Here is a 26,893-nt window from a genome sequence, read left to right on the forward strand (position 1 = left end):
TGACGATTGTGTCGGTTATCGATAACTTAATGAAAGGTGCTGCTGGGCAGGCGGTCCAAAATGCCAACATTATGTTTGGGTTTGAGGAAAGTGCAGGGCTTAAGATGATTCCACTGTATCCATAAAGGAGGATAATATGTACCAGGCAATGACCGACAAGCAATTAATAAAAAGTGTTCCAGATGGAGGCATTTTAACTCCAAAAGGGTTCAAATGCGGCGGAGTACATGCAGGGCTGCGTTATACAAAGCTTGATTTAGGGATGATTGTAAGCGAGAAGCCAGCGAGTTGTGCCGCAGTTTACACGACGAGCCACTTCCTGGCTGCGCCATTGGTGGTTACTCAGGAAAGTATTGAAAAGGAAAAGATCCTCCAGGCAATCGTTGTCAACAGTGCATGTGCGAATGCTTGCACCGGAGAACAAGGGTATCAGGATGCGTTGAAGATGCGCTCATTGGCAGCCGAAAAAATGGGGATTCCGGAACATCATGTTGCTGTAGCATCAACCGGTGTCATTGGTGAATTTATGCAAATGGAAAAAATCGAATCTGGAATAGGCAATCTGGCCATTGGCAAATCAGCTGATGATGCAAAGGACTTCCAAACGGCAATCCTGACAACGGATACGGTAATGAAGAGCTGCTGTTATTCTGCCAAGATTGACGGTATAACAGTTAGTATGGGGGGAGCCGCGAAAGGTTCAGGGATGATTCACCCGAATATGGCTACGATGCTCGGCTTTTTAACAACAGATGCAAGTATCTCAAGTGAACACCTGACGGCTGCGCTAAAAAATGTAACAAACACAACCTTCAATCAAATCACGGTGGATGGAGATACATCAACCAACGATATGGTGTTGGTGATGGCAAATGGAACTGCAGGAAATCAGCCATTGAACCCGGACCATCCAGACTGGCCAGTTTTTATAAACTTGTTAAAAGAAAGCTGTGCAAGCCTTGCGAAACAAATCGCAAGAGATGGAGAAGGAGCTACTAAACTAATTGAGATATCCGTAGCAGGCGCAATGTCAGATGAAGAGGCCCGAATGATAGGTAAACAGATTGCCGGTTCGAACCTTGTCAAAACTGCAGTCTATGGGGCCGATGCGAACTGGGGCCGAATCATTGGCGCAATCGGTCAAAGTCAGGCAACTGTTAATCCAAAAACGGTCGATATCTCCCTTGGAGAAATTACAATGCTCAAAGGAAGTACACCCGTTACTTTCGATGAAAATCAGGCGAGGGAGTACCTGATGAATGACAAGGTTCAAATTTTCGTTGACCTCCATGTGGGGAAGGGGAAAGGAACGGCCTGGGGCTGCGATCTTTCCTATGATTATGTGAAAATAAATGCAAGCTATCGGACATAAAGGGGCGGATTAATTGGAAACAGTGGTCATTAAATGCGGAGGAAGTGTGTTAGAGGAGCTTAATGACAAATTCTTCAATAGTCTAAAAGAATTGATGGAGGATGGGTTTTATCCCGTCATAGTTCACGGGGGCGGACCGGCAATCAATTTCATGCTTGATTTATATAATATCCCGGCAAATTTCAAAGATGGTCTTAGAGTGACGTGTGAAAAGACGATGGGAATAGTTGAGATGGTACTGTCCGGCCAAACCAATCGTCAGCTATGCAGCATGCTGATGAAACAGGGCTTCGATGCTCTCGGCATCAATGGGAGCGATGGACTTTGCCTTCAGGCTGAATATATTGATAAACAGGGATTAGGATATGTTGGGACTATTACAAAGGTAAACACGGACCTGATTATGTTGGCAGTTCATAATAGCTATATACCCGTGATTACGCCAATCGGCATTGCCGAGGATGGCAGCAAGCTTAATATTAATGGCGATTATGCTGCTGCATCGATTGCGAAAGCCTTGAAGGCTGAACGCTGTGCTTTCGTAACAAATGTTGACGGAATTCTGATCAATGGTGAGTTGGTAAGCGAAATTAGTGATAGCCAAATAGAAAGCTATATTTCTGAAGGAAGCATTTATGGAGGAATGGTTCCAAAGGTAAAATCCGCATTGTCAGCTACAGCAGCAGGCGTAGACACAGTCATGATCATTTCTGGCAAAAAGCAATTCTATAAAAATAACTGCTGGCACGGAACTGCAATTGCCGCAAAAGAAGAGGTGTTTTAATGAGTCATTTATTCCCAACCTATCAACGATGGGAAATAGAGCCTGAAAAAGCAGCAGGGACAATCATCTATGGAAAGGACGGACAACAATACCTTGATTTTACTTCTGGTATAGGCGTCTGCAATTTGGGCCATCGCCCTGAAGCAGTTGAACATGCAGTCAAGGAACAGCTCGAATTATTCTGGCATGTATCCAATCTCTTTCCGCAAAGTATCCAGGAAGAAGCAGCGAAAAAGCTGGCCGAGGGATCTGGGCTGGGTTGTGTGTTTTTTGCAAACAGCGGAGCCGAAGCAAATGAAGCAGCGATTAAACTGGCAAGGAAAGCTACTGGCCGGACTAAAATCATCACGTTCCTGCAATCCTTTCATGGCAGGACTTTCGCCGGGATGGCTGCGACTGGACAGGATAAAATCAAGCAGGGGTTTGGAAGCATGCTTGAAACATTTATCCACCTGCCATTCAATGATCTGGAAGCCCTGGAAAATGAATTAGATTCTGAAATAGCTGCGGTAATGATTGAAATTGTTCAGGGTGAAGGCGGAATCCACGTCGTAACAAATCACTTTATAAACGAAGCAGCTAAGTTATGTGCTGAAAATGGCGTCCTGCTTATTATCGATGAAATCCAGACTGGGATCGGGCGGACGGGGAAACCATTTGCATTTCAGCATTTTGGGATTGAACCCGATATCATCACCGTTGCGAAAGGTCTTGGTAATGGACTTCCAATAGGAGCTGCTATCGGCAAAGCAGAACTGGCGGAGTTTTTTGGACCCGGAAGCCATGGATCGACATTTGGCGGAAATCCGATCAGTACAGCAGCAGCGAAATCCGTTATGGAAATCATATTTAACGAAGAATTCTTAAAAGAGGCATCCGATAAAGGTAGACTACTGTTTGAGTTGCTGCACAAGGAACTCGGCTGTTTGGAAGTAATTAAAGAAATCAGGGGACTGGGATTGATGGCTGGAATCGAACTGACTGTTGCTGCGCAGCCAATTTTAGCTGAATTGAGGAAATCGGGAATGATTGCGTTGCCTGCAGGAGAAAATGTGGTCCGGCTTCTTCCGCCGCTGAATGTTAAAGTAGTAGAGATTGAAAAGGCCGTTTCTATAATGAAAGAAACAATAAGTAAAAATAAGGTAGCCGCACAATAACAGAAATTTTTTTAGATATAATTGTATAAAAATAAGTTTATTTAAATAAATATACGTTTGGAGAGGTGTCTGATGAAAGGATATCTGCATCTGGCTGACGGCAAGACATTTCAGGGGCACTTGCATGGATCGCTAGCTGAAGAGGGCATTGCCGGTGAGATTGTATTTTTTACAGGAATGACGGGTTATCAAGAAGTACTGACCGATCCTTCATATAAGAATCAAATCATTGTTTTTACGTACCCGCTGATTGGCAACTATGGAATCAATGATAAAGATTTTGAAAGCAATAAGCCGCATGTTGCGGCAGTGATCGTATGTGAAGCTGCCAAAACAGCTTATCACTATGAAGCTCAGCACACACTCACAGAATATCTTGAGAAATGGGATATTCCTTTACTCGAGCATGTTGATACTCGTGAGCTCGTAAAATGCATACGGCAGAATGGAACGATGCCTGCCATTTTATCAAACGATGCAGTTTGTCATTCAAGCTGTGATACGAATGACGGTCTCAAGGTGCAGGAAGTATCTTCTGCGGCACCACATTCTATTGGTTTTGGTGAAACCCATATTGTGTTAATTGATTATGGTTTTAAGAAATCAATCGCCGACTATCTGGTGAAACAAAATTGCCTGGTGACAATTGTTCCTTACAATTATAGCTTTGAACAAATTGCTGCATTGAAGCCTGATGGCGTTCTTTTATCTAATGGACCAGGTGATCCAAAGGAATTATTTGGGCAGCTGCATGAGGTAAGGAAGGTAATCGAGCAATATCCCGTATTGGGGATTTGCCTTGGGCACCAGCTGGCAGCTCTGGCTCTTGGAGGGGACACAAAGAAAATGCTCTTCGGACATAGAGGAGCAAACCAGCCAGTTTACAATGTGAAAAGCAATCGGGTATTCATGTCCTCGCAAAACCACAGCTATGCTGTTGATCCCAATAGCATCGGCAATACAGGATTGAAGGTCCATTTCTTCAATCAAAATGATCAGTCAATAGAAGGCCTTTATCATGAAAAATGGCCGCTGACGACTGTCCAGTTCCATCCGGAAGCCAGCCCGGGACCAGAAGACAGTGTATTCATATTTGAAGATTTCATCAATACAGTCAAATACAGAAAGCGGAGAGAAGTCAGCTATGCCTAAAGATAAAAATATTAATTCAATACTGGTAATTGGTTCTGGTCCCATTATCATCGGCCAGGCCGCTGAATTTGATTATGCAGGAACACAGGCCTGCATCGCCTTGAAAGAGGAAGGCTATCGAGTCATTCTTATAAATAATAACCCGGCAACTGTCATGACAGATCATGTATTTGCAGATGCAGTTTATTTCGAACCAATGACGGCAGAAGGGATAGAAAAAGTGATCCAGCGAGAAAAGCCTGATGGTATTTTAGGGACTCTTGGCGGCCAGGCAGGGTTGAACCTTGTGTTCAAGCTAAGTGAAGAGGGCACTCTCGATAAGTACAAAGTAAAAGTGCTGGGCACCTCGGTTGCAAGTATTAAGCAAGGAGAAGACAGGGAAGCATTCCGCAGCCTGATGCATGAGTTGAAGGAACCCGTGCCAGAAAGTGAAATTGTTCAACTTGTTGAAGAGGCAGTGGCCTTTGCAAACAAGATCGGCTTTCCTTTGATTGTTAGGCCCGCATACACACTTGGAGGCACAGGCGGGGGGATAGCCGGAACAATGGAAGAATTGATCTCTCTTGTATCCGGAGGGCTGAATGAGAGCCCAATTAAGCAATGCCTGGTCGAAAGAAGCATTGCAGGCTATAAAGAAATCGAATACGAAATGATGCGGGATGCTGCTGGTACTTGTATCGCCATCTGCAATATGGAGAATATTGACCCGGTCGGCATTCATACGGGCGACTCCATTGTAGTAGCTCCCTCACAGACACTAACGGATCGAGAATACCAGATGCTAAGGACATCCGCTGTTAAAATTATTTCAGCTCTAGGAATCGTTGGAGGCTGTAACATCCAGTTTGCCCTAGACCCTATGAGCAAAAAATACTATTTGATTGAAGTGAACCCGCGAGTCAGCAGATCCTCAGCGCTCGCATCTAAAGCAACAGGATACCCAATCGCACGGATGGCTGCAAAGCTGGCAGTCGGATACAACCTTGCCGAGATCATAAACCCTGTTACTGGCAATACCTTCGCTAGCTATGAGCCAGCACTCGACTATGTAGTGGTGAAGATACCGAAATGGCCGTTTGAGCAATTCCCGCAAATTGACAGGACCTTAGGGACACAAATGAAGGCAACAGGGGAAGCGATGGCAATTGACCGAAGCTTTGAACGAGCTTTTATCAAAGCGGTACGATCTCTGAATAGTAAAGCTCTGGATTTACAACTGCCGGCATTTGAGGATGATTCTGTCGAACAGCTATACGCTCTGGCAGGAAAACAGACAGACCAGCGGGTTTTTGCATTGCTCGAACTGCTGCGTCGGGGTGAGCAAATTGGGTCTCTTCATGAAAAAACAAAAATAGATTTATTTTTCCTCGCTAAATTTAAGTCTTTGATCGATATAGAGAAGGTTATTACAGGGATTGAGATCGAAAACATTACGGAAACAGAGTTAAGAAACCTGAAAGAAAAAGGGTTTAGTGATGCCTATCTGGCTAAAGAATGGAAGGTTAGCGAGCAGTCGGTCAGGGGGCTGCGAAAAAGATTGGGTATCACACCTGTTTACAAAATGGTCGATACATGTGCGGCAGAATTTGAATCTGCGTCCAATTATTTTTACTCCAGCTATCTCGGTGAAAATGAAGCGGCAGTTGAAAGCAGCAAACGAAAGGTGCTTGTCATTGGAAGCGGTCCGATCAGCATCGGTCAGGGAATTGAGTTTGATTATTGCTGTGTTCATGGTGTTTTTGCCCTCAAAGAAGAAAATGTGGAAACCATTATGATCAACAATAACCCGGAAACCGTCAGCACTGATTTTGCGATATCTGATCGATTATATTTTGAACCCTTAACCCTGGAAGACATTTTGAATGTGATTGAAATGGAAGGGATAGAGGAAGTTATTGTCCAGCTCGGCGGGCAGACCGCCTTGAATCTGGCAAAAGGCCTTGAGGAAGCGGGAGTCAAGCTGCTGGGAACGAGTTCTGCAACAATTGATTTGTTTGAAGACCGGGATCAATTTTACCAGCTGCTCGACAAGCTTGAAATACCGCGTGTAAAGGGTGAAACAGCTGGGGACGAGGATGAACTGCTGGATGCTGTCGAGCAGCTAGGGTATCCAGTATTAATACGGCCTTCTTATGTTATTGGCGGACTTAATATGGTGGTGCTTCGAAACTCGCAGGAACTCGAAAGTGCTCTCGAGAGTGGTAATATTTCATATCCAATTCTCGTGGATCAATACCTTGAAGCAAGTGAGGCGGAACTTGATCTTGCATCCGATGGGGAGCATATCTTGATTCCGGCTGTCATTGAGCATATCGAAAAAACTGGAGTCCATTCAGGGGACAGTTTTTGCATCATCCCTTCTAAAAGTTTCTCAAGCCAAACGAAACAGCAGATGGTTGAGTATGCAAAGAGAATCGTGAATGAATTGGAGTATAAGGGATTAATGAACATCCAGTTCATCGTGAAGGAAAATGAAGTGTATTTGCTAGAAGTTAATCCGCGCTCGAGTAGAACAATGCCAATCGTCAGCAAGGTAGCAGGTGTTGAATTAATCAAAAAAGCGACAAAAATATTGCTTGGGAAATATTTTTTGTCGAAAGATGAAGTTCTACTCGGCTCTGATGCACAGTACACAGTGGTAAAGCATCCTGTATTTTCGAACTTTGCCTTAAAAGGACTGGACGCGAAAACAGGCCCGCAAATGATTTCGACAGGGGAAGGAATCAGCATCGCTTCGACGCTTGAAGAGGCATTATATAAGAGTTTCCATTCAATCAGCGGAAAAGCTGGCCAGGGAGCGATCGCGTTTGCTGATAAAAATGAGCTATTGGAAGCTGGAAAGAAGCCAGTAAATTTAAATTTAATTGATATCGAAAAAGTAACTGACCATCAAAAGGTGGCAGCCTTGTATTGTCCTGGCACATCAGAGAGGGATATTTCTTTGAGAGAGTGGGCTGTCAAGAACCGAAAAATCGTATTGACCCAAAAAGAAACTCTAAATGCGTTATTAAAAAGTGCAAAAGCCGTTAGTTGGAGTGTCAACTCCCTGGATCATTGGCTAACAGAAACTAGTGAGGAAGTGATGGCAGAGTGACAGCTTTACAGCAGCTTAATATTGATATAAAGGGCAAGGACTTGTTAACCCTGGCCGATTTGGAACCACAGGAAATCTTAACGTTGTTAGAAAATGCAGTAGTCTTAAAGGAAAAAACATTAAAAAAACAATTTGACCAGCCCCTTAAAGGTAAAATACTCGGAATGATTTTCGACAAGTCCTCAACGCGTACAAGAGTATCATTTGAGGTAGGTATGATTCAGCTTGGAGGAAGTGCTCTTTACTTAAATGGCAACGACCTTCAGCTTGGCCGGGGTGAGACTGTGGCAGATACAGCCCAGGTTCTTTCACAATATCTGGACGGCATCATGATCAGAACCTTTTCTCACAGCTCAGTTGAAGAATTGGCCGATCATGCTGACATCCCTGTCATCAACGGTCTGACTGATCTGTATCATCCATGCCAGGCACTTGCTGACCTTCTGACGATTTACGAAAAAAAGGGAACACTAAAGGGCCTCAAACTTGCTTACATCGGTGATGGTAACAATGTCGCCCATTCACTGATGATCGCTTGCACAAAAGTTGGGATGGATGTATGTATTGCCACTCCAAAGGGCTACTTCCCGGATAAGACGATAACAGCTCGCTGTGAAGACTTTGCAAGGCAAAGCGGCGCAAATATGGTCATCACGGAATCTCCTCTAGAAGCCGTTGATAGCGCGGATATCATCTATACTGATGTATGGACCAGCATGGGCCAGGAGCTCGAAAATGAACAGAGATTAAAGGATTTTCATGAATACCAGGTGAACGAAGCATTGCTCAAAGCTGCAAAGGAAGACTACCTGTTCATGCACTGTCTTCCCGCTCACCGCGGAGAAGAGGTAACAGCAGAAGTAATCGACGGCCAACACTCCGTCGTATTCGAACAGGCAGGAAACCGACTCCATGCACAGAAGGCTTTGCTTGTGGAGATATTGAGGGATTAAATGGTTGAAGATGTGAAAAATTTCTATAAGCCCAAATGAGTGGGTGAAGGAGCGAAAAGGTCTTATAGAAAAGTTCTATATGCCCGAATGAGTGGGTGAAGGAGCGAAAAGGTCTTATAGAAAAATTCTATGTGCCCGAACGAGTAGCTAAAGATGCGAAAAGGTCAAATAGGACACTGTTTCTGCAAAATATATATATGATACTGAACTAAAAAAAACAAAACCGGCTATTAAGTTAGCCGGTTTTTGTGTATTAAGAGAAGATGAGGACAAGTGGTCCTACAATAAAGCAGTAAATCGCAAAATACTTCAAGTTTCCACGTGCCATGATATTCATGAACCATTTTAAAGAAAAGTAAGAAGCGATCAGTGAGGCAATAAATGCAAAAATATATGGCACTGCTAATTCATCTAGGTATGGGTCCTTAAGAATATCTGAAAACCCAAGAATCATGCCGCCGACACTAACTGGAATAAAAAGAAGAAAGGAATAACGCAATGCGGTCTCCTGCTTCATACCAAGAGCCATAGCAGCGACAATCGTTGCTCCTGAACGACTAATTCCAGGTATAAGTGCAACTGCCTGGGCTAATCCGACAATAATGGCGTCCTTGAAGCTTAAATCTCCGTCATGCTTGCGGCCGCGCATATTGCGAATTGTCCACAGTGCAATACCTGTAACTAACAGAGTGATACCCACAGTTTTAATTGATGCTAAGTTGTCCTCAATAAAATCCCCAAATAGGATTCCGATTACACCAGCAGGAATCGTTCCAACAATCAGATATATGATGAACATAAAGTCAGATTTCGCTTCCGGATCTCTGTTCTTAAGATATGCAAGTCCATTGACAATTAATCGCATGATATCTTTACGATAAATCAATAAAACAGCAAATAAAGAAGCAGTGTTGACGAGTAATGCAAAACTCATTCCTTCAATTTTAAGTCCGAAAAAATGTTCTGCAATTTCCAAATGTCCGCTGGATGAAACAGGGATTGGTTCAGTAATTCCCTGGAATAAACCTAGAAATATGTATTTAAGCAGTTCATAGAAATTTTCCATATCGTTTTTTATTTCCTCCACTTAATTTTTAAACTCATACACACTAATGTACCGTATAACCCTTTTTTTTGGAAGGATAAATTATGCATAAATACTTTATTTAAATCAGTAAATAATAAAATTGCCGGAATACTTTAATGAAGGAGGAAGGCAAATGGGTCAAAGTCATCAGTTCCGTGCCGGACAAAAGGCACCTAATAATGGTATTTACATTGAAATTGGAGAAACAGGCAGCAATGTCAACAACCCGCAAAAAATTAAACTTAAAGCTGGGGACCGTTTTCCGGAAAACTCCAATCACAACCGCCACTGGACTTACATGCCAAAGTTCAAATAAATCACCTGAAGCCCAAAACACCTGGGTCAGCCAGGAAAAGCATTTTCCGGATTGAAATTCATACTGTCTTTCTTAAAGCCATCCAGTGCGGATGGCTTTACTAATTGGGAATTTTTATTATAATATAATTAAAGGTCAAAAAAGGTCAAAGGAGTGGTTGGGCATGGATTTGAATAAAATGACAGAAAGCTTGCAGAATGCCTTTGTATCAGCCCAGACCCTGGCTGTTCAACAAAATCACCAGGAAGTAGATGATTCGCACCTATTGCTTGCCTTACTTGAACAGGACGGCAATTTGGCGGCAACTTTGCTTACTGGTATCGGACTGGATCTGGATAATTTCAAAGAAGCATTGAATCTTACCCTGTCAAAGAAACCCCAAGTCTCGGGAAGTGGAGTAGAACAGGGGAAATTATATATTACCGCAACGCTGCAAAAGGTTTTAGCACAAGCTGAAAAGGAAATGAAACAGTTTGAAGATGACTATTTATCGGTAGAACATGTTTTGTTAGCCACTCTTGAAATTCCAGGTTCTGAATCAGGCGGAGCCATAAGGAAATCAGGAGTGGCCAGGGAGAAATTATTAGCAAGAATCAAAGAGGTTAGGGGGAACCAGAGAGTGACTTCACAAAACCCAGAAGCAACTTATGAAGTGTTAAAAAAATATGGACGCGACCTTGTGGAGGAAGTCAAGGCAGGAAAGGTTGACCCGGTGATCGGCAGGGACAGTGAAATTCGCAATGTTATTCGCATCCTTTCAAGGAAGACAAAGAACAATCCTGTTTTAATCGGCGAGCCAGGGGTAGGTAAGACAGCTATTGTAGAAGGGCTTGCGCAGAGGATTGTTCGCAGGGATGTTCCTGAAGGTTTAAAGGATAAGACGGTTTTTGCACTGGACATGAGTGCACTGATTGCAGGTGCGAAATTCAGAGGAGAATTTGAAGAGAGATTAAAAGCTGTCTTGAATGAAGTGAAAAAGAGTGAAGGCAAAATCCTGTTGTTCATAGATGAACTCCATACCATTGTTGGCGCTGGAAAGACTGAGGGGGCAATGGATGCCGGGAATATGCTGAAACCAATGCTTGCTCGCGGGGAACTTCACTGTATTGGTGCAACAACTCTGGATGAACACAGGAAATACATTGAAAAAGATCCTGCACTTGAACGACGTTTCCAGCAGGTATTGGTACAAGAGCCAGATGTCGAGGATACGGTATCAATTTTACGAGGATTGAAGGAAAGGTTTGAAATCCATCATGGAGTAAACATCCATGACCGTGCGCTGGTTGCTGCCGCTAAGTTATCAGATCGATATATCACCGACCGTTTCTTGCCTGACAAGGCGATTGACCTGGTTGATGAAGCATGCGCGATGATTCGTACAGAAATTGACTCAATGCCAACTGAGCTTGATGAAGTGACTAGAAGAGTCATGCAGTTAGAAATTGAAGAAGCTGCTTTAACAAAGGAAAAAGATGATGCAAGTCTAGTGCGCCTTGAAACTCTTCGTAAGGAGCTCGCCAACTTGAGGGAAAAAGCGAATGCAATGAAGTCAAGGTGGCAGAAAGAAAAAGAAGGCATCCAAAAGGTTCAGGAACAGCGTGAACTGCTGGAAAGACTTCGGCGAGAACTGGAAAAGGCGGAAAATGACTATGATTTGAATAAAGCAGCTGAACTTAGGCATGGCCGTATTCCTTCTATTGAAAAAGAACTGAAGGCACTTGAGCTGGAAGTTAGCAAAAATGAAGGGGAAAGGCTTCTCCGCGAAGAAGTGACTGAAGAAGAAATAGCATCGATTGTCTCCAGATGGACAGGTATACCAGTAATGAAGCTTGTTGAAGGAGAGCGGGAAAAGCTTCTCAAGCTAGAAAGCATTCTTCATGAACGGGTTGTTGGACAAGATGAAGCAGTATCACTCGTAGCCGACGCGGTCCTCAGAGCCAGAGCTGGCATCAAGGATCCGAATAGGCCAATTGGGTCTTTCATTTTCCTAGGTCCTACTGGAGTAGGTAAAACGGAACTGGCCAAGACGCTTGCTCAGTCATTGTTTGACAGTGAAGAACACATTATTCGAATTGACATGTCTGAGTATATGGAAAAACATGCTGTATCAAGACTGATTGGAGCACCTCCGGGTTATGTAGGATACGAAGAAGGCGGACAGCTTACAGAAGCAGTCAGAAGGAATCCATATTCGGTCATCCTCCTCGATGAAGTAGAGAAAGCACATCCGGAAGTATTCAATATCCTTTTGCAGATGCTGGATGATGGAAGGGTAACGGACTCACAAGGTAGAATGGTCGATTTTAAGAATACTGTCATTATCATGACGTCCAATATTGGCTCGCATTACTTGCTTGACCGGCAGGGTGGGGACAATGAAATCTCTTCGGAAACCAGAGATCTTGTAATGACCCAGCTGCGCGGCCATTTCCGGCCGGAGTTCCTGAATCGTGTAGACGAAATCATCCTTTTCAAGCCTCTGGCATTAAAAGAAATCAAAATGATTGTAGGAAAATTAGTAAAGACTTTGCAGGCAAGGCTCGCAGACCAGCAAATCCAGCTGTCGATCACGGATGAAGCAAAAGAATTCTTAGCTGAGCATGGATTCGATCCTATTTACGGCGCTAGGCCTCTGAAAAGATTCATCCAGAGGAGCGTAGAAACAAAGCTCGCCAGGGAAATCATTGCAGGCAGAATCAAAGAGAAGAGCCAGGTGGAAATTGGCGTAGAAAATGGAGATATATCCTTGGGTGTTAAGTAAGCAGTTTAGTAATAAAAGAAAAAAAGTCATCCGGTCGGATGACTTTTTTTATGTACTTTAATGTTGGTGATTTTCTTCAGATCCATTTGGAAGAACTGCCGGAATCACAAGGATAATGATTGTTGCCACAACCGCAAGGATCGTGCTTTGAGCTAAGTCCAATCCAACGCCAATCATCGCGCCAGCTACGTAATTAAGCATTAGAACCAGGAGGAATGTCCAGAGTAAAGTCCAGAAATATTTCACGATTTTCACCTCTTACATTATTAAATCTTTTCTCATCTTACCACAAGCCATATAAATTATAAATGAATTTTAAATAAAATGAAAAGCGTTTTCATAGTACCCTTTCATTTTACTAAAACCTGGTAAAATTAAAATGGAGATTTGAGCACAAAGAAAAGGGATTAATATGGAAAAATGGGCAAATCCCCTTTCATTTCCTGCTAAATCACATACAGTAATATGAATAATCTGTGGGGAAGGGGTTGGTAAGATGGAGAGCCGGAACTTTAAACTGGATACCGAATGGAATGTCATCCATTATCCTGAAAGGCCGAATGGTTTCGGTATCCTGACGATTGGAGATGAAAGGCACTTTGTGAACAGTGAAAGCAGCTTTTGGACGCAAAATGAAGGTAAACGTTCACTGTTGAACATATGGAAAAATGAGGGGTATACTGTCTTTTATTCAAATTTATATGGAAGGCATTGGGGAAGTGAGAAGGCTGTCGAATTAACAATGAGACTGTGCAGCCATATCGTCCGTAATGAAATATTGAATACATCTTTCCATGTAGTGGCTGAGGGGATGGGGGCACTTGTTGCCTTAAAGCTTTTAGCTCATGGTGAATCTAACATCAGGAGCCTGGTGTTGATCAATCCAATCCTCTCTCTTAGTAAGCATCTGGAGCAGGAAAAAGAGAATAAGTTTTTTTATAAAAAGCTTGTCGCAGAACTGGAAGCTGCATATGAAACCGAAATTAACAAGCTCCCTGAAAGGTTTGATGATGGCTCTTCCAGTACTGCTTTCAATAAAGAAACGCCAGTAAAAATCATACATGTATTATCAGGAAACAGGGCTTATAAGCAGTCAAGTATCATTAAGGAACTGTCAGTTGAATGGGAAAGAGCTGACCTCCCGGTTACCGTAAGCTATGTACTTCCTGAAAAAGTGCTTCAAGTAGGGAGCCAAATCGTACAATTTTTTACAAAACATGAGCAAGTCCTATAACTCCCTGCAAATATTTTCAGTTTTAGATTCATAGGATACAAGAGAGTATTTGCAAGGAGGAGTTCAATATGGAAAGAGCAACGATTCTCGGAATATATGACTTTATAGGATATAGTCTGTGCCGTCATATGCTTGATCTAGGCGTTGAGATAGATGGAATCCACCAGTCAGGAAACATAGGTGGTTATTTTACAGAGGAAAAACGTCTTGAGATTGGCAGGAATGCCAACTTCTCAGAAATCAGTCTGGAAGATTGGGAAGCTGAGCGAGCAGAAGGATTTCTGTTCGTGACTTTGTTTGAGTCGCTGCAGACTCGGAATGGTACAAATGAATTATTGGAAGCCCTTCTCAGCAAATTAGAAAATCGTCATTTGAAAAAGCTGCCGACAGCTGTCGTTCTGCCTGCATATTTTGCCCAGGAAAACATGGATCTTAGGGAGACAGAAACAAAAATTAGCCGATATATCAACAACCGGCAATCCACACTTCTAACAATCTATTTGCCGACCATTTATGGTCCCTGGCAGCCGGAGGAGTGTTTTTTCCAGCAAACGATGTCTCATTCTTCAAATAATGGCAATAAGGTTCCTGACATTAGCAAATGGGAATGGACGCATGATTGCTTGTATGTAGATGATGCTGTCAAAACGATAAAGGAAATGGCTGAATCAGGCCAACAGGGCCAGTATATACTATCAAGTGGAGAACAGGATAGATGGCTGCAGTGTGCAGAGGAGCTGATTGACCAGGATGCTGCAATGCTAAGGAACGAGGTTGTAGCACCAGTAATAAAAGAAACAATCCAAGTCAGGACAGTAGGGGAAAATGAGCAAATCAGCAAGGGATTAACCAGGCAAAAGGAACATTTTACTCGAATACAGGACAGCAGAGTCTAAGCGAATTTCAATAAACCACTTTTCAAAGTCATACTCCAGAGAGTAAAATGGTAAAAGATTCTTTTAATCGGTTCCATTTTAATAAAGCGAACACTGAATGATTTAAAGGATTTGCACAGTGGCGCATAAAGGAGATGCATCGGATGCTGAAACGTTTCGGGCTAATATTGGTAAGCCTTCTTTTGCTTGGGGGATGCGGACAACCTCTTGCAACAGGCAAGGTGGAGAAAGTCGGCCTGTTGGTGCCTGAAACTATTAATGATCAGGTGTGGGGGACGAAAGGATATCGAGGACTTCTGCAAATCCAATCGAGCCTGGGAGTTGATGTCTTTTTCAAAGAAGGTATGAATTCACAGGAAGACGTAGAGGCTGCAGTGAAGGAGTTCGATCGCCAGGGAGTTAACCTCATATATGGGCATGGAAATGAGTACGCAGCTTATTTCAATAAAATGTCAGGGAAATATCCTGACATACATTTCATTAGCTTTAATGGAGATGCCAGAACAAAAAACACGACAAGCCTAAATTTTAAGGGATATGCCATGGGCTTTTTTGGCGGAATGGTCGCGAGCCACATGTCTAAAACCGGCAAGGTCGGAATCATTGCCGCATATGAATGGCAGCCTGAAGTGGAAGGCTTTTATGATGGTGCGATGTTTGAAAACAAGGATACGAAGGTCGACATACGCTTTGTTGGACACTGGGATGACCAAAAGAAAGCGCTGGATGTTCTTGAAGGTGTATTGGATGAGGGGGCTGATGTCATTTATCCTGCTGGAGATGGGTATAATGTACCCGTAATAGAAAGGGTAAAGGACAGAGGCTTATATATTATTGGCTATATTTCGGACCAGTCAGATTTTGGTGAGTCGACGGTATTGACGAGTACTGTCCAGCATGTTGATGACTTGTATGAATTGACGGCTGAGAAGTTCAATAATGGGGAATTAAAGTCGGGCAACCTCTCATTCGACTTTCAGGATGGAGTTATTTCCCTCGGCGAGTTCAGTCCTAAAGTCGATTCTAAGTTTAGGGAAAGAATAGGCACTTTTATCAATTCTTATAAAGAAACCGGCAAATTGCCCAACCAGTAAATATAAATGAAGGAGACAATATACATGCAAAGTAATGATAAAACTATGGAGTTCATGCAAATCGCGATGAAATACCTTCCGGAAGCGCAGCAAAAACTACAGGAGGCAGGTATTGAATTGACGATGGACAACATGCAGCCATTTTTCACGCTGTTCACTAATGTAATGAACGAAGCTTACGAGCTGGGAAAAGCAGATGCTGTAAAAGAATAATATATTCAGGAACAAAAGCTGAGGAGCGCCTCAGCTTTTATTTTTTTCTCTGAAATGATCAAAAAGTGGTTTTACCTTACCCACTAGCGGCTTGAGCTCTCTGGCTGATGTGATCAGTGTATCTACATGGTACATGACTTCATCTAAATCAATTTGTCCCAGATACTTGTTGAGGGGAGAATCATTTTTCACACTTTGCTCACTTTCTTCTTCTATATTCCTGTGCCGCCCAAACATGAATTGGTCGAAATGAGTATACTCCTGTTCACGTTGATCGGATCCTTCTTGCTCATCTCTCTTGAGCTTAAAACCAAATAGGTCCCTTTCTCGTTCATCCTCCATTTTCACTCCCACCTTTCTATTTTTCTGTTTATTTTAAAATCGAAAGCAACTGGTTAGACTGGCTTATTTCAGTCTGCTTTAGAGCGATAATACCGGCCCAAAAGCATTGGTCTTCATTGTCAGTTTATGATTGAGCTGGCCACATGGACTAGGGCAGGAGCGGAATTGTTAATTTTCAGTTGCAGTGAAAGAGCAGTTTCTGCTAAAATTAGTACCAAGTCATAATAATTGATAATAAAATTCTAACGAAATAGACAGAATCCAAGATAAAAGGAGATGGATCCCATGAATGCAGGGATAACTGGGGTTGGGCGGTACTTGCCTGAGGATGTTGTAACAAACCTTGATTTGGAAAAGAAGATGGATACTTCGGATGAATGGATCCGGTCAAGGACGGGGATCGAGGAAAGAAGAATAGCAGGCGACGATATGGACACCTCGGATTTAGCCTATCGTGCTGCTGTTGAAGCAATCAGTAATGCTGGGATCTCGGCTGAGGATCTGGATTTGATTCTTGTGGCAACTGTTACACCTGATCAGCCATTCCCAACCGTATCATGTATGCTCCAGGATAAACTTGGTGCGAAAAAAGCAGCCGCAATGGATTTGAGTGCTGCATGTGCCGGATTCATGTATGGAATGGTAACAGGAAAACAATTTATTGAAGCAGGCACTTATAAGTATGTTTTAATAGTAGGTGTAGAAAAGCTTTCCAAGATAACCGATTGGAACGATCGTAACACAGCAGTGCTGTTTGGTGATGGAGCTGGTGCAGTTGTCATGGGACCTGTTTCTGATGGCAGAGGGGTGCTGTCCTTTGAACTCGGCTCTGATGGTTCTGGCGGAAAGCACTTATATCAGGATGATTATATTGTGATGAATGGTCGTGAAGTCTTTAAATTTGCTGTCAGGCAAATGGGTGAGAGCAGCATCAACGTCCTTGAAAAAGCTGGACTTTCAAAAGAGGATGTTGATTTCCTTATTCCCCACCAGGCCAATATCAGGATTATGGAATCTGCCCGTCAGCGACTTGAACTGCCGGTAGAAAAAATGTCAAAGACCGTCCATAAATATGGTAATACATCAGCAGCATCAATACCGATCTCGCTTTTTGAAGAACTGGAAGCAGGTAAGATCAAGGATGGCGATGTAGTAGTAATGGTTGGCTTTGGCGGCGGTCTGACATGGGGCGCGATTGCCATGCGTTGGGGTAAATAAACCAATTATAAGATCAACTTATATAAAATAAGAGTGTGAATAAAGGAGATGCAATAATGATGGAGAAGCGCAGAGTCGTTGTTACTGGAATCGGGGCTGTTACGCCTCTTGGAAATGACGCAGGAACTACCTGGAACAATATCATTGAAGGTGTATCGGGAATTGGTCCTGTCACTAGACTGAATGCCGATGATTTCCCTGCAAAGGTTGCGGCAGAAGTAAAAGAATTCAATGTTGAGAACTTTATAGACCGGAAAGATGCAAGGAAGATGGACCGATTTACTCACTATGCAGTAGCAGCTTCATTGATGGCGGTAAAAGATTCCGGCCTGGAAATCACCGATGAAAACGCTCCTAGAGTCGGAGTGTGGATTGGATCGGGAATTGGCGGGATGGAGACATTCGAGCAGCAGCACGAAACCTTCATGAACAGAGGATATCGCAGGGTCAGCCCTTTCTTCGTGCCGATGATGATTCCTGATATGGCAACAGGACAGGTATCCATTACACTTGGCGCAAGAGGCTTTAATTCTTGTACAGTCACAGCATGCGCAACTGGAACTAACTCAATTGGGGATGCCTTCAAGGTCATCCAGCGCGGCGATGCTGACGTGATGGTTACTGGAGGCGCTGAAGCTCCAATTACAAAAATGTCGTTTGCAGGCTTCTGTGCAAATACAGCACTTTCTACTAACCAGGACCCACAGAAGGCGAGCAGACCGTTCGACAAAGAACGTGATGGATTCGTTATGGGTGAGGGCGCTGGCATTGTAGTTCTTGAAGAGTTAGATCATGCATTGGCACGCGGAGCTAAAATCTATGCTGAAATCGTCGGTTATGGCGCAACTGGAGATGCATATCATATTACCGCGCCGGCTCCTGAAGGGGAAGGCGGAGCAAGAGCGATGAAAATGGCGCTTGACGATGCAGGCTTGGCACCAGAAGACGTAGGTTACATTAACGCCCACGGAACAAGTACTGAATATAATGATAAATATGAAACTATGGCCATCAAGACAGTTTTTGGCGAGCACGCATACAAGCTTGCAGTCAGCTCGACAAAATCGATGACAGGCCACTTGCTTGGTGCAGCAGGCGGAATCGAAGCGATTTTCACGATTCTGGCTTTGAAGGAAGGTATCCTGCCGCCGACAATCAACCTGGAAACACCAGACCCGGAATGTGACCTGGATTATGTGCCGAACGCAGCGCGCAAGCAAATGGTACATGCCGCTATCAGCAACTCATTGGGCTTCGGCGGCCATAATGCCACAATTGCTTTCAGAAAATACGACGCTTAACGAGGAAGAGAACTCCTCCAACTATAAAAGCAGAAACCCTATTTAATTTTAGGGGTTCTGCTTTTTTTATTTTTATTGTGCCAGCCTCCGCACTTGGGTAAAAGCAGAACGTCTGCATTGCCCGAAAATGAGCAAGTCCCCGCATTTGGGTAAAAGCAGAGCGTCTGCATTGCCCGGAAATGAACAAGTCCCCTTATCTGGATAAAAGCAGAACGTCTGCATTGCCCGAAAATGAGCGTGTCCCCACATTTGGGTAAAAGCAGAACGTCTGCATTGCCCGAAAATGAGCCTGTCCCCGCATTTGGGTAAAAGCAGAGCGTCAAGAAGTATTGACTACGACCCCACCCAACAAATTTCCATATGTGAAAAAAAACCCATAAATCAACAGCCTCATAATTCTGAAAGAATGGGTAATAAAGTCCTCAATCTATTTTCAAGGCAAAACAACTTACCTCCAAAAATTGTATTTTTTGAGAACTACATAAAATATTACATCCAAAAAAGTAATGAAAGTGTAATAAAAGAGCACTGCTTCTAATAATTAATAATTATCAGAATCTTTCACTTGGTCATAAAGTCATTTCTCTTAATATCAATTTCATTGGGATAGGCGGTGTGCAAGAAACGTGACAGCCTTATTGGAACTAAAAAATCTTAAAACTTATTTTAAAAGGAAAAAGACACTGATTCCAGCAGTTGACGGGGTTGATCTAGTCATCAATAGAGGGGAAACTGTCGCATTGGTAGGGGAATCAGGGTCTGGCAAGAGCATTACCTCTCTATCGATTATGCGGCTGATACCTAGTCCTCCCGGAAAAATTGTGGACGGGCAGATCTATTTTGATGGACGGGATCTTGCCAAGGCAAGCGAGGAAGAGATGTGCAAAATTCGCGGGAATGATATATCAATGATTTTCCAGGAACCAATGACATCGCTCAATCCTGTACTTACCATCGGTGAACAAATCACAGAAGTCCTGACATACCATCAGGGCTTGAATAATGCTATGGCTAAGAAAAAGGCGATTGAGATGCTGGAGCTGGTGGGTTTTTCACGCGCAAAGGAAATAATCAATGATTATCCGCATAGGCTTTCGGGGGGGATGCGTCAAAGAGTGATGATTGCCATGGCGATGAGCTGCAACCCCAAGCTCCTGATAGCGGATGAGCCGACCACTGCATTGGACGTGACGATCCAGGCGCAAATTTTGGATTTGATGAAGGAGCTGAGCACGAAGTTTGAAACATCAATCCTAATCATTACCCATGACCTGGGAGTGGTATCTGAAGTTGCTGATCGAGTCGTCGTCCTGTATGCAGGGCAGGTAGTAGAAGAAGCAATGGTTGAAGACCTATTCGAAAATCCGCTGCATCCTTATACTAGTGGCTTGATGGGTTCCATCCCATCTATCGACGAGGATCATATACGGCTTGCCTCTATTGAAGGAAATGTCCCGTCACCTGAGAATCTCCCAAAAGGCTGCCGTTTTGCACCTCGCTGCCCGCATGCCTTTGAGCGCTGTTTCAGTGAAATGCCAGAGCTTGTGAGAAAATACGCCAATCGTTCTGTAAGGTGCTTTTTACATGATAGCAAGGAGTTGAAACAATGATCTCGCCAAATGAAATCATGGAAAGGAATTCACAGGACAATAGCTCTGAAATCTTGCTTGAATTAAAAGATGTAAAAAAGCACTTTCCTATAAAATCTGGATTGCTGCAAAAGACAGTTGGTCATATAAAGGCAGTCGATGGAATAAATCTGATGGTGAATAAAGGTGAGACTTTAGGGATTGTCGGAGAATCAGGGTGTGGCAAATCAACAGTCGGCCGGACCATTATCCGACTCTATGAACCTACCGATGGAAAGATCATTTTCAATGGCAGGGATATCTCCCATCTATCTGAAAGTGAGCTTCGCAAAGATGTACGAAAAAACATCCAGATGATTTTTCAGGATCCGTTCGCGTCTCTTAACCCGAGGAAAACACTGAGATCAATCATCAGGGAGCCGCTGGATACCCATCATCTTTATAAAAGCAAGGAACGGGATGAGAAAGTTGAAATTCTGTTGGAGAAGGTAGGACTCAATGCTTCTTTCATCAATCGGTATCCACATGAATTTTCGGGTGGACAGCGGCAAAGGATCGGGATATCAAGAGCGCTGGCTTTGAACCCGGAATTGATCATTGCCGATGAAGCTGTCTCAGCATTGGATGTTTCAATCCAGGCCCAAATTATCAATCTGATGGAGGACCTTCAGGAAGAATTCGGTCTTACTTATATCTTTATATCCCACGACTTAAGCGTTGTCAGGCATATTAGTGACAGGGTCGGGGTCATGTACCTCGGAAAAATGATGGAGCTTGCTTCAAAAAAGGAGCTTTACGCAGAACCACTCCATCCATATACACAGGCATTGCTGTCAGCTGTGCCGGTGCCTAGAAAAAAAGGTGCCATGAAGAGGGAACGGATTATCTTAAAAGGTGAGCTACCAAGCCCGGCAAACCCACCAAAAGGGTGTGTCTTCCATACAAGGTGCCCAGCCGCATTTGACCTTTGCAGACAAGTGAACCCTGACTTCAATGAAGTCAAGAACAACCATTTTGTTGCCTGCCATCTATATACATAGTGCAGGAGCACGACTTGAAAGGAGGAGATACTGGCACCTTTCTATTGTTTAAGGCTATTTGCGCAGACTTTGTTGCCTTTTCCACTATTAATGTGTTTGAAATGAGTCTCGAAGACTGTACGAATGCATTAACTAGTACGAACAACAAAGGAATCGTAAATGGCAAAAAAAATCTAGCAAAAAATAAAAGGGGGAAATAATGTGAAATTAAGAAAAGCATCGTGGTGGTTGATTAGTCTTACCCTGATCCTGTCGATCTTCCTGACAGCCTGTACAGGAGGAAATACCTCTGAGGATCCGAAAGAAACTCCTGGAGACGATGGCAAGACAGAAGAGGAAGCAACTGGTCCGCAGCAAGGCGGGGATTTAATTATTGGTTCTACTGGTGCACCTACCGTTTTCAACCCGCTTTACTCAACTGATACATCCAGCTCTGACATTGAAGGATTCATTTATGACAGCCTTGTATCATCTGATACGGAATTTAATCCGACAATGAGCATGGCCGAGTCAATTGATATTTCTGAAGATGGTTTGACATTTACAGCCAAACTAAAAAAGGGAATCAAATGGCATGATGGTGAAGAATTCAATGCAGATGACGTCGTTTTCACCTTTAGCATTCCAAAGGATCCTGATTATAATGGTGAGCGCGGATCTGCTTTCGAAGCAATGGAATCAGTTACAAAAGTCGATGACTATACTGTCGAATTCAAGCTAAGCAAGAAGGATGCTTCCTTCTATCCAGTATCTTTAAGCTATTACATTTTGCCTGAGCATATCCTAAAGGATGTTCCTGTTGCCGAGCTTGGCGAGCATGAATTCAATACAAAGAGCCCGATTGGTACAGGTCCATTCAAATTTGTTGAATGGAAGGATGGCGAGTATGTAAAGGTTGAAGCATTCGATGATTACTTCAAAGGTCGTCCTTACCTTGATACACTCACATACAAAATCGTACCAGACATGGATGCGATGATCGCGCAAATCCAAGCAGGGGATATCCACTTTGCTGCAGGAGTTCCTGGAACTGACATTGAAACAGTCAAATCATTCCCTGGCGTTAAAGTAGAGTCTGGCTTAGGCCTTTCTTACACATATCTTGGCTACAACCAAAAGAATGAGCTGTTCAAAGACAAGAAGGTTCGTCAGGCAATTACTCATGCTATTGACAGGGAAGCAATCGTTAGTTCTGTCATGAACGGTGACGGCAAAGTGGCACACGTTCCGGAAAGTCCACTATCGTTCGCTTACAATGAAGATGTTCCAAAATTCGAATTTGACGTAGAAAAAGCAAAATCTTTGCTGGCCGAAGCAGGCTGGGCGGATTCAGATGGTGACGGAATCCTTGATAAAGACGGCAAGAAATTCTCCTTCACGGTAAAAACAAACCAGGGTAACAAAGTAAGGGAAGATATTGTCGTTGTCCTGCAAGAGCAATTGAAGGAAGTTGGAATCGAAGCAAAGCCAGAAATCGTCGAATGGAGCGCCTTCATTGAGCAGATTTCCGCTCCTAACTGGAACTATGACGCACTTGTGCTCGGATGGAGCCTGTCTACATTCCCTGACCAGTATGATATTTTCCACTCGAGCCAGATGGAAGAAGGCCTGAACTTCGTCTGGTACTCAAATCCTGAAGCGGATAAGCTGATGGAAGAAGCGAAACAGATTCTTGATCAGGATGAATATAAGGCAGCATATGCCGACATCTATAAGATGCTGGCAGAAGACCAGCCTTACACATTCCTGTACTATCCTAACGTGCACAGGGTAATGCCGGCGAATCTTGAAGGCTATGTATTCCACGCGAAGGATGATTTTTATGAAATCTCCAAGTGGTGGCTGAAAAAGTAGATCACACAACATCTGTATGGGAGGGAAGGGCTGATTCCCTTCCCTCTCAAACTTTGAGCATCAGCAATAATAAATTCTTCACTTCGAGAATTGTCCAGCTCCAGCGCCTAGCCCCTCGAGACGTTTCGGTCCGCCCAATGAAGTCAAATAACGACTTCACTGGTCGGCCCTCCAACGCTTGTCGGGGCTGACCAAGGCGCTTGCGCTTTTCTTTGTCCAGCTCCAGCGCCTAGCCCCTCGAGACGCTTCGGTCCTGCCAATGAAGTCAAAGAACGACTTCACCGTCAGGCCTTCCAGCGCTTGTCGGGGCTGACCAAGGCGCTTGCGCTTTTCTTTGTCCAGCTCCAGCGCCTAGCCCCTCGAGACGCTTCGGTCCTGCCAATGAAGTCAAAGAACGACTTCACCGTCAGGCCCTCCAGCGCTTGCCGGGGCTGACCAAGGCGCTTGCGCTTTTCTTTGTCCAGCTCCAGCGCCTAGCCCCTCGAGACGCTTCGGTCCTGCCAATGAAGTCAAAGAACTACTTCACCGTCAGGCCCTCCAGCGCTTGTCGGGGCTGACCAAGGCGCTTGCCCTTTTCTTATAATCTCTTCATTTTAAAAGGAGAATTGCCATGCTATCTTATATCATTCGCCGAATACTGATGGCCATTCCTTTGCTGCTGGGGATTACAATTGTCTCCTTTGCAATCATGAAGCTAGCTCCCGGTGATCCTGCCAGCCTGATGATGGACCCGACAATCAGTCCGGCTGATAAGGAAAGGTTCATGGAAAGGTACGGTCTTAACGATCCTGTCCATATTCAGTATTTAAAGTGGCTGGGAGCCATGCTTCAGGGTGACTTTGGTACATCGCTTATCCGCAAAGGTGTTCCGGTAATTGAAATGATCATGAACAGAATGCCAAATACGATTTTACTGATGGTCGTTTCAACAATCCTGGCGATATTGATTTCGATTCCATTTGGAGTCATTTCGGCCACGCGACCGTATTCCAAGCTTGATTATTCTGTAACAGTCACATCATTTCTTGGAGTAGCAACGCCAAACTTCTTCCTTGGCCTGGTCCTAATCATGGTCTTCGCGGTACAGAACAACTGGTTTCCGACTGGAGGAGTAGCGACATTGAACGCTCCTTTCAGTATATGGGACAGGATACACCATTTAATCATGCCGGCATTTGTTTTGGCTTCCGCGGATATGGCTGGATTGACCAGGTATACGAGATCTAGCATGCTCGAAGTCATTAAGCAGGATTATATGAGAACTGCCAGAGCAAAAGGGTTTAGAGAAAACAAAGTCATTTATAAGCACGGCCTCCGTAATGGCTTGATTCCGGTCATCACGATTTTCGGCTTGATGATTCCTTCCTTCATTGGAGGGGCTGTCATTGTTGAAAAAATCTTCACCTGGCCAGGGATTGGCTTATTGTTCGTAGACTCCGCCTTCCAGCGGGACTATCCGGTGCTTATGGGGTTAACCGTGATTTCATCGGTGTTTGTCGTCATAGGGAATCTGATTGCCGATATACTTTACGCAATTTTTGATCCAAGAATCGAGTATTAAGGGGAGGTAAACATGGCAAAAACAAATCTAGCTGGAAATACTTCTGGCAGCCTTGACTTGCATGGTATCAAAACCTCGCGGGACACAATGCTCGGGATCATTGTCAGAAAGTTTTTCAAAAACAAGCTAGCCATTTTTGGCGGAGTATTCTTGATCATCATTATCTCGGCAGCGCTTTTAGCGCCGGTAATCGCACCATACTCGCCTTCTAAACAAAATTTGCTGTTAAAATTGCAGCCTCCAAACAGTGACCACTGGCTCGGGACAGACAGATTCGGGAGAGATGTCTTTTCAAGGCTTTTATATGGGGCAAGAATATCTCTATTGGTCGGTTTCGCCTCAGTGTTAGGCTCGATTACGATCGGAACCTTCCTTGGAGCGGTTGCTGGCTATGTTGGCGGGATTGTAGATGCTATTATCATGCGTTTCGTAGATATCATTCTATCAATCCCATCCATTTTCTTATTGATTACACTAGTCACGATCTTCAAGCCAGGAGTGGATAAGCTAATTTTAATCTTCGCGCTGCTAGGCTGGACAACTACTGCCCGTCTTGTCAGAGGCGAATTCCTGTCATTAAGGTCTAGGGAATTTGTTCTTGCATCGAAAACAATTGGAACTAGGACACATACGATTATATTTTCGCATATCCTTCCGAATGCGATGGGTCCAATCATTGTCTCAGCAACATTGGCAGTTGGCTATGTCATTCTAGCAGAATCAGGATTAAGTTATTTGGGTCTGGGCATTCAGCCTCCTGACGCAAGCTGGGGGAATATGCTTCAGGACGCACAGAATTTCACTATTCTATTAAAATCATGGTGGTACCCGCTGGCACCAGGATTAATGATCTTGTTGACTGTCATTTGCTTTAACTTTGTCGGCGATGGACTCAGGGATGCACTTGACCCGAAGATAAATGAGTAGAGTTTTTAATGGTTTTACATTTGAAACAACCTTCAAGGATTAAATCATGCAAAAAAATGAGTCAGGGAAACCTGGCTTTTTTCTATGTTGGGAAAATTTTTTAAAAAATGATTTAGGCATCCCAGAACTATTGGCTGCTACTTTCATAGAATAGCTGTAAAAATTGAAATCTTTGGAGGGAGAGCGATGGGGTAGTCAGGACTGATACATGGTTAGAAACTGAATTCAACAGTCCACACCGGATATGTGAAAAGCTGGTTGATTATTTTGAAGGTGAAGTTGATTCCAAAAAAATATACAGCTATTTAAAGAACTTCGGCATGTACAAGCCAGACCGCAGAACCAGGAAGACGCTGGGAGAGCTGGAGGCAGGAAAGTTTTGGTCAGCGACAGAAGAAATTTTTAGAAAGTATAAAAGAAAATGGAAAGGCCCAGATATCCCAGTCTTCATCTTTCCCTTGGATCAATCGAATTCAAAGTTAATGAGGGAAGGGAAAGGTAAATCCGGACTATCTTTTATTGATAAAATGTTTCTCTTCTTGACTCCTATAAACGATGAGAAAGAGCTGGAAGCATTATTTGTCCACGAATATCACCATGTATGCAGGATGCAGGCACAAAAGAAAAATCCGGCTGAATATAACCTCCTTGATTCAATAATTCTCGAAGGTCTTGCAGAGCATGCAGTTGCAGAAAATTGCGGTGAAAAATATACAGGAGAATGGAGCAGACGATATTCGACAAAAATTTTGGCTGAGTTTTGGGAAAAAGAGCTCAATGAGAAGCTCTCAATCCAGAGGGAGGACCGTTTGCATGATGAAATTTTGTTTGGATTAGGGGGCCGGCCAACGTTACTCGGCTATGCAATTGGCTATGAAATTGTAAAACAATATAAACAAAATGGATATTTTACTGAAAAAGCTTCGTTTAAGCTTCCTTCCAATG

23 protein-coding genes and 1 pseudogene are annotated in these 26,893 nt (G+C 43.6%); 21 read left to right on the top strand and 3 right to left on the bottom strand.

Features of this window, described 5'->3' with window-relative positions; translation table 11 throughout:
- The 7 genes and pseudogenes from ACH0QE_RS00655 to argF form a co-directional block, all read left to right on the top strand.
- A pseudogene (locus ACH0QE_RS00655) lies at window positions 1-125 on the top strand (N-acetyl-gamma-glutamyl-phosphate reductase); the annotation flags it as partial.
- A gap of 11 nt (window positions 126-136) precedes the next feature.
- Window positions 137-1,372 carry a bifunctional ornithine acetyltransferase/N-acetylglutamate synthase gene (gene argJ, locus ACH0QE_RS00660; protein ID WP_415798825.1) on the top strand — a complete coding sequence of 412 codons (1,236 nt, stop codon included), beginning with the start codon at window positions 137-139 and terminating at the stop codon, window positions 1,370-1,372.
- 13 nt (window positions 1,373-1,385) lie between these two features.
- Window positions 1,386-2,156, top strand: a complete 771-nt coding sequence (gene argB, locus ACH0QE_RS00665; RefSeq protein ID WP_415798826.1) for an acetylglutamate kinase — start codon at window positions 1,386-1,388, stop codon at window positions 2,154-2,156.
- Window positions 2,156-3,313: an acetylornithine transaminase gene (locus tag ACH0QE_RS00670; RefSeq protein WP_415798827.1), complete on the top strand. Its 1,158-nt coding sequence runs from the start codon at window positions 2,156-2,158 to the stop codon at window positions 3,311-3,313. The genes argB and ACH0QE_RS00670 overlap by 1 nt, the downstream gene beginning before the upstream one ends.
- Before the next feature lie 72 nt (window positions 3,314-3,385).
- Complete coding sequence (locus ACH0QE_RS00675) at window positions 3,386-4,465, top strand: carbamoyl phosphate synthase small subunit (RefSeq protein WP_415798828.1); 1,080 nt, start codon at window positions 3,386-3,388, stop codon at window positions 4,463-4,465.
- Window positions 4,458-7,559: a carbamoyl phosphate synthase large subunit gene (locus ACH0QE_RS00680; protein WP_415798829.1), complete on the top strand. Its 3,102-nt coding sequence runs from the start codon at window positions 4,458-4,460 to the stop codon at window positions 7,557-7,559. The genes ACH0QE_RS00675 and ACH0QE_RS00680 overlap by 8 nt, the downstream gene beginning before the upstream one ends.
- Window positions 7,556-8,512: an ornithine carbamoyltransferase gene (gene argF / locus ACH0QE_RS00685; RefSeq protein WP_415798830.1), complete on the top strand. Its 957-nt coding sequence runs from the start codon at window positions 7,556-7,558 to the stop codon at window positions 8,510-8,512. The genes ACH0QE_RS00680 and argF overlap by 4 nt, the downstream gene beginning before the upstream one ends.
- A 253-nt stretch (window positions 8,513-8,765) precedes the next feature.
- On the opposite strand, the gene ACH0QE_RS00690 is transcribed toward argF, so the two are convergent.
- Complete coding sequence (locus ACH0QE_RS00690; protein ID WP_415798831.1) at window positions 8,766-9,578, bottom strand: undecaprenyl-diphosphate phosphatase; 813 nt, start codon at window positions 9,576-9,578, stop codon at window positions 8,766-8,768.
- Window positions 9,579-9,732: 154 nt separating this feature from the next.
- Here ACH0QE_RS00690 and ACH0QE_RS00695 point away from each other — a divergent pair, with 154 nt between their 5' ends.
- Together ACH0QE_RS00695 and clpB are read left to right on the top strand one after the other, a co-directional pair.
- Entirely contained in the window at window positions 9,733-9,915 is a 183-nt protein-coding gene (locus ACH0QE_RS00695; RefSeq protein ID WP_079508079.1) for a YjzC family protein, read from the top strand.
- A gap of 163 nt (window positions 9,916-10,078) precedes the next feature.
- Window positions 10,079-12,679, top strand: a complete 2,601-nt coding sequence (clpB, locus tag ACH0QE_RS00700; protein ID WP_415798832.1) for an ATP-dependent chaperone ClpB — start codon at window positions 10,079-10,081, stop codon at window positions 12,677-12,679.
- 57 nt (window positions 12,680-12,736) lie between these two features.
- On the opposite strand, the gene ACH0QE_RS00705 is transcribed toward clpB, so the two are convergent.
- Window positions 12,737-12,925: a YjzD family protein gene (locus ACH0QE_RS00705; protein ID WP_214908681.1), complete on the bottom strand. Its 189-nt coding sequence runs from the start codon at window positions 12,923-12,925 to the stop codon at window positions 12,737-12,739.
- A gap of 250 nt (window positions 12,926-13,175) precedes the next feature.
- Between ACH0QE_RS00705 and ACH0QE_RS00710 the strand changes: the two genes are divergently transcribed.
- The 4 genes from ACH0QE_RS00710 to ACH0QE_RS00725 all read left to right on the top strand — a co-directional run bounded on the left by ACH0QE_RS00710 (window position 13,176) and on the right by ACH0QE_RS00725 (window position 16,116).
- Window positions 13,176-13,913 (top strand): hydrolase, encoded by a 738-nt coding sequence (locus ACH0QE_RS00710; protein ID WP_415798833.1) that lies wholly within the window; start codon window positions 13,176-13,178, stop codon window positions 13,911-13,913.
- A gap of 68 nt (window positions 13,914-13,981) precedes the next feature.
- Window positions 13,982-14,809: a hypothetical protein gene (locus tag ACH0QE_RS00715; RefSeq protein WP_415798834.1), complete on the top strand. Its 828-nt coding sequence runs from the start codon at window positions 13,982-13,984 to the stop codon at window positions 14,807-14,809.
- 143 nt (window positions 14,810-14,952) lie between these two features.
- Window positions 14,953-15,903, top strand: coding sequence for a BMP family ABC transporter substrate-binding protein (locus ACH0QE_RS00720; protein WP_415798835.1), 951 nt, complete (start codon window positions 14,953-14,955; stop codon window positions 15,901-15,903).
- Between the two features lie 24 nt (window positions 15,904-15,927).
- Entirely contained in the window at window positions 15,928-16,116 is a 189-nt protein-coding gene (locus tag ACH0QE_RS00725; RefSeq protein ID WP_415798836.1) for a ComZ family protein, read from the top strand.
- A 30-nt stretch (window positions 16,117-16,146) separates the two neighbouring features.
- On the opposite strand, the gene ACH0QE_RS00730 is transcribed toward ACH0QE_RS00725, so the two are convergent.
- Complete coding sequence (locus ACH0QE_RS00730) at window positions 16,147-16,458, bottom strand: hypothetical protein (protein WP_415798837.1); 312 nt, start codon at window positions 16,456-16,458, stop codon at window positions 16,147-16,149.
- A 285-nt stretch (window positions 16,459-16,743) separates the two neighbouring features.
- On the opposite strand from ACH0QE_RS00730, the gene ACH0QE_RS00735 reads away from it, so the two are divergent.
- The 8 genes from ACH0QE_RS00735 to ACH0QE_RS00770 all read left to right on the top strand — a co-directional run.
- Complete coding sequence (locus ACH0QE_RS00735) at window positions 16,744-17,676, top strand: beta-ketoacyl-ACP synthase III (protein WP_415798838.1); 933 nt, start codon at window positions 16,744-16,746, stop codon at window positions 17,674-17,676.
- Window positions 17,677-17,735: 59 nt separating this feature from the next.
- Window positions 17,736-18,977, top strand: a complete 1,242-nt coding sequence (fabF, locus tag ACH0QE_RS00740) for a beta-ketoacyl-ACP synthase II (protein ID WP_415798844.1) — start codon at window positions 17,736-17,738, stop codon at window positions 18,975-18,977.
- A 626-nt stretch (window positions 18,978-19,603) separates the two neighbouring features.
- The gene (locus ACH0QE_RS00745; protein WP_415798839.1) at window positions 19,604-20,587 is read left to right on the top strand and encodes an ABC transporter ATP-binding protein; all 984 of its coding nucleotides are present in this window, start codon (window positions 19,604-19,606) and stop codon (window positions 20,585-20,587) included.
- Complete coding sequence (locus tag ACH0QE_RS00750; RefSeq protein ID WP_415798840.1) at window positions 20,584-21,606, top strand: ABC transporter ATP-binding protein; 1,023 nt, start codon at window positions 20,584-20,586, stop codon at window positions 21,604-21,606. Before ACH0QE_RS00745 ends, ACH0QE_RS00750 begins: the two co-directional genes overlap by 4 nt.
- A 201-nt stretch (window positions 21,607-21,807) precedes the next feature.
- Window positions 21,808-23,460 (top strand): peptide-binding protein, encoded by a 1,653-nt coding sequence (locus ACH0QE_RS00755; protein WP_415798841.1) that lies wholly within the window; start codon window positions 21,808-21,810, stop codon window positions 23,458-23,460.
- Window positions 23,461-24,070: 610 nt separating this feature from the next.
- On the top strand, window positions 24,071-25,021 hold the full coding sequence (locus tag ACH0QE_RS00760) for an ABC transporter permease (RefSeq protein ID WP_415798842.1): 951 nt from the start codon (window positions 24,071-24,073) through the stop codon (window positions 25,019-25,021).
- A gap of 87 nt (window positions 25,022-25,108) precedes the next feature.
- The gene (gene opp4C / locus ACH0QE_RS00765; RefSeq protein WP_226675982.1) at window positions 25,109-25,948 is read left to right on the top strand and encodes an oligopeptide ABC transporter permease; all 840 of its coding nucleotides are present in this window, start codon (window positions 25,109-25,111) and stop codon (window positions 25,946-25,948) included.
- Between the two features lie 320 nt (window positions 25,949-26,268).
- Window positions 26,269-26,893: DUF2268 domain-containing protein (locus tag ACH0QE_RS00770; protein WP_415798843.1), on the top strand; the 625-nt coding region annotated here is incomplete at its 3' end.

Source organism: Mesobacillus sp., from assembly GCF_047739415.1.
In the GTDB taxonomy this organism is placed as follows: domain Bacteria; phylum Bacillota; class Bacilli; order Bacillales; family Cytobacillaceae; genus Mesobacillus.